Origin of the sequence: Aquiflexum sp. (assembly GCF_041749095.1) — a bacterium.
In the GTDB taxonomy this organism is placed as follows: domain Bacteria; phylum Bacteroidota; class Bacteroidia; order Cytophagales; family Cyclobacteriaceae; genus Aquiflexum.
In genome coordinates, this window is sequence record NZ_JBGTCA010000295.1 from 1 (window position 1) to 4528 (window position 4528).

General features: G+C 45.0%; 2 protein-coding genes. Both read right to left on the reverse strand.

Translation table 11 applies throughout. The annotated features are described in order from the left end of the window. Nucleotides 1-18 precede the first annotated feature (18 nt). Nucleotides 19-1548, reverse strand: a complete 1530-nt coding sequence (locus tag ACEW8O_RS13780) for a RagB/SusD family nutrient uptake outer membrane protein (RefSeq protein WP_373495206.1) — start codon at nt 1546-1548, stop codon at nt 19-21. Nucleotides 1549-1569: 21 nt separating this feature from the next. Next, the coding region (locus tag ACEW8O_RS13785; protein WP_373495207.1) for a SusC/RagA family TonB-linked outer membrane protein at nt 1570-4528 on the reverse strand (2959 nt) is incomplete at its 5' end.

Below are 4528 nucleotides of genomic sequence, written 5' to 3' on the forward strand. Positions count from 1 at the left end.
TTCAATTTATGTGAATGATTACCAGCCCGGGTTTTGGCTTAAACTTTTGTTGATATCCAAGTCTCTCTGGGGAATTGGCAAAAACTCATGTCTTCCAACCTGAAAGTTATTGAATCCGGGATCCCTTTGTGCCAAACCTGGCCCAACATCTCCCCAACGCACCAAATCCGCCCATCTATGACCTTCTCCCAAAAGTTCCAGTAACCTTTCATGCTTCAATTGCTCCAGAAACTGAGTTTGATTCAATCCCGGTCTTGTTTGGGACAGAGGTGCTAAACCTGCCCTTTGTCTTACCCTGTCCACTAAGGGATAGGCTTCGGCAGTTTTTCCGTTCTCATTCAAGACCTCTGCATACATCAATAAAACATCGGCATACCTGATAGCTCTATAATTATTAGGAGAACGGTACCCCTCCTCATTTCTCCAATGGTCATTCAGGAATTTCCTGAACCATGCCCTTGGATTTTCAGGGCCGTATCTTTGGGTAAATGTCTGCCCGTAAATCATTGTAAAATCAGGGCCTCTTTCATCTGTATTTGAAAATAACAATGATGCTGTCAGCCTGGGATCTCTGTCCCCGGTGGTAGTTTGCTCCTGCAAGAACTCATTGATGGTCCATGTTCTGGCCTCAGCATCAGACCAGCCTATTCCGGGAGGTGCCAAAAACTGTGAAATGGAAGTGCCATAATTATGGTTAGGGGTCGCCACATCATCATCTGTCACTTCAGTTGGATTGATGGTAAACTGCCATTCAAAAACCGATTCTATATTGTTTTCAGAATCAATCAGAAAGTTGTTCCTGTAGTTAGGGACAAGGTTATACACGCTCGCCCCTTCTCCTGAGACCAGCCATTGTAGCGGCTGTTCGGCTTCCAGGTTTTTCCCTTGTTGCATCAATACTTTGGCAAGGAGTGCATTTGCGGCACCTCTGGTTGCCCTGCCCAAATCAGAACTTGATCCATATCTCACCGGCAATCCTGAAATCGCCAAAGCCAGATCTCTTTCAACCTGTGCCCATACTTCTGCTTGACTCGAGGTCGGTGGCAGGTCCGTAGGCTTGGAAGTTTCCAGCATCAAGGGAACATTTCCCCACAGCAAAGCCAGGTTGTAATAGAAATATGCCCTTAGAAAATAAGCCTCTCCAAGCAATCTGCTTTTGAGTTCCTGGTTCATTTCGATATCGGGAACATTGTCCAAAACCTGATTGGCCCTGAAAATACCTATGTAACAATCCCGCCACACGTCAATCACAGGACCGAAATTATAATCAGGCTGAATGAATCCTCCCATGGCATTGGCCAAATCTGACCATGGACTGCCGCTGTATCCTTCATCTGATCTGGTTAGGTATAACATGGGCATCCACCTGGAAAACCCACCTCTTGCGAAAGTACTGTAGATAGCGTTGACACCTTGTTCAGCATCAGTGGCATTCTGCCAGAATACCCCTACAGTTGGCTGGTTGGGATTGGTAATATCCAGATTTGGATCACAGGACAAGATTCCAACCGTACTTGCCATCAATATATATTTTGCTAATTTTTTCATAACCTCTAAATGTTGATCTGATTAAAATTCAAGTTGGAAGCCTACAGAATAAATCCTACTGGCAGGCCAGTTGCCATTGTCAAAGCCTCTTTCGAGGATACCGTTGCCGGTCACATCAGGATCCAATCCACTGTACTTGGTGAAAGTCAGCAGATTTTGGCCGCTGATAAATATCCTGGCATTTTGCACATTCCATCTCTGCACTATATCAGGGAGGAAATTATACCCTATCTCAAGATTCCTCAATCTGACATAAGAACCGTCCTCCAACCACCTGTCACTTTCCAGTCTGGCATTGTCAATTAATCCCGGATCTCCAACAGAGAAACCTATTCTTGGATCAGAAGTATTGGTATTATTCGGACTCCAGGGATTAAGATCATTTCTGAAATTAGTGTTCTGGTAGCTGTCCAATTGTCGCCTCACGCCATTCATAATCTGATGGCCGAATACCCCGATCCATTGCATGTTGAAACTGAAATTCTTATAAGTGGCATTGAACTGTGCCCCCGTCTGAAGCGTCGGCCAAGGTGAACCTAGAAAAGTCCTGTCCTCCTGATTGATTTCACCATCACCGTTGATGTCAACAAAACGGACATCACCCGGTCTGGCAAATGGCTGGATGATCTGACCGTCAGCATTCCGGTAATTGTCGATTTCCTCCTGACTTTGGAAAAGCCCATCTGTCTGTAGTAAGAACCATTCTCCCAAAGATCTACCCAGTTGGGTTCTTGTGATACCAGTCTGAATATAATTGATTCCTTCACCAAGGTTTCCGATATCCACAACCCTATTTCTGATAGTTGTAAAATTACCGGACACATCCCATTTGAACTCATTTTTTCTGTTCCGGTAGGTGGCCTCCACTTCAATACCTGTATTCCTGATGGAAGCGGCATTTACCGCAGGTTCCCCGCCGAGGTTGCCCAAATACCATGCGATAGGCAAATTCACGAGGACATCCTTTGAAAGTGAATTGTAGTATTCCGCTGAAATGATAAAACTATCATCAAAAAATCCTGCATCAAATCCTAAATTATGGCTCATTCTTCTTTCCCATCCCAAATTCGGATTGGCCAATCTTGCCTGGGTAGCACCTACATAAGCCGCCTGATCCGGTCCAAAAATCGCTCTTGGATTGGAATTCAAAAAGCCGATATAATCCCAGGATCCCACAGTCACGATACCCAATTCACCATAAGAAGCACGGAGTTTCAAATCCGAAATGACATTTGATTCAAAGAAGCTTTCATCCCCTATTCTCCAGGCACCTGCGATGGACGGGAAAAACCGGGACCTGTTACCTTCGCCGAATCTGGAATCAGAATCGTACCGTCCGGTAAGTGTCAAGAGGTATTTGTCCGCATAAGTATAATTGACCCTGCCGAGGTAGCCGGATATAATGTATTGCTGTGGAATAAAGCCATCCGCTATAGCCTCTCCAGTTGCTGAACTGACGGTATTCAAATAAATCCCATCAAAAGACTGGAGATCGGTTCTTCCTGCCGACAGGATTTCCATTTTGGTACGTTGCTGGGAATGGCCTACTACACCATTGATGACATGTTTATCAATGGTTTTATTGAAATTAAGGGTATGTTCAAAAAGGAAACTTGAAAACAAACCCCTGTCCTCAATAACATTGGTCGGTGCGGCAGGTTGGTTGAAATGCCATTCTCCTGCCCTTCTCATTCTCTTGTTATGGTCGAAGCTCAGTTCGGCACCTGCATTGAACCTGTACACCAGGGCATCTGTAATGTCCACATCCACATAGGCGTTGCCCACAATCTTTGCGAAATTGCTCCTCAAGCTGTTGATCGCATTGACTGCAACGGGATTCCAGGCATAAGTAACCGCATCAGTGGTTCCTTTGCCCCATCCGTCAGGATTTGCTTCCGATATGAACCGATCGCCCCTGACCGGAATCACAGGTAACAATTGGGGCATGTCGTAGAAAGGATTGCCCATCCCCGGAGACCTGGAAACGGAATTTGTAAAAACCATATTTTCCCCAAAAGTTACTCTCCCTTTTTTATTTCTGGTGTTGATCCTAAAAGCAACCCTTTCAAAATCAGTCCCGATCAATACTCCTTTATTTTTGAAAAAACTTCCCGAAATCAAATAGCTGCTATTGTCTGCTCCACCAGAAAGGGTGACATTATAATCCTGGGAATTGCCCATCCTTGTTCCTTCATTATACCAGTCGGTATTGATGGATGGGTCAAATTGGGTCGAAACACTGGCAGGTGGAGTCAGTCCTGAATTGGTGAACTGCCTTCTTTGCATTTCCGCAAAATCAACATTGTTCATCATATCATATCCCGGGGGCAATTGTTCAAAACCATATTTGGCTGAGGCTGTAACCCTGGCAGCACCTTTTGCCCCTTGTTTTGTGGTGATTATGATGACACCGTTTGCTGCCCTGGAGCCGTAAATGGCCGCAGCGGATGCATCTTTCAATATCTGTATGGTCTCTACATCATTGGCATTGAAAGTCGGATTGGCATCTGCAATCATTCCATCAATCACATAAAGGGGACTTGAATTGATAAAGGAGGCCACCCCTCTGATTTCAACCTGTGGTGCCTGACCCGGCGCTCCTCCCGTCCTTACCGAAACTCCCGGTGCCAAACCCTGTAATGATTCTCCCACCGTAGCTGCCAGAATTTTATTGGAGTTTTCAGTTCTGACCACGGCTGCTGCACCTGTCAGGTCTTTCTTCTTAATGGTTTGATAACCGATTACCACAACTTCCTCAAGGTCATCAAGATTTTCCTCCATTTCCAAATCAATAATAGATCTGCCCATAACCGGTATATCCAAAGTGGAAAATCCAATAAATGATATAAGGAGTGAGGCTTCAGAACTTGATACTTCAATGGAAAAGTTTCCATCAATGTCAGTCACTGTTCCATTTGCGGTACCTTTTTCCAGGACAGTTACCCCCGGCAGGGATTCACCTGTCGATTTTTCTATTATT

Bases quoted from the DNA above. Each gene is read 5' to 3' on its own strand.
- ACEW8O_RS13780 (WP_373495206.1), bottom strand. From the start codon at position 1,548: ATGAAAAAATTAGCAAAATATATATTGATGGCAAGTACGGTTGGAATC.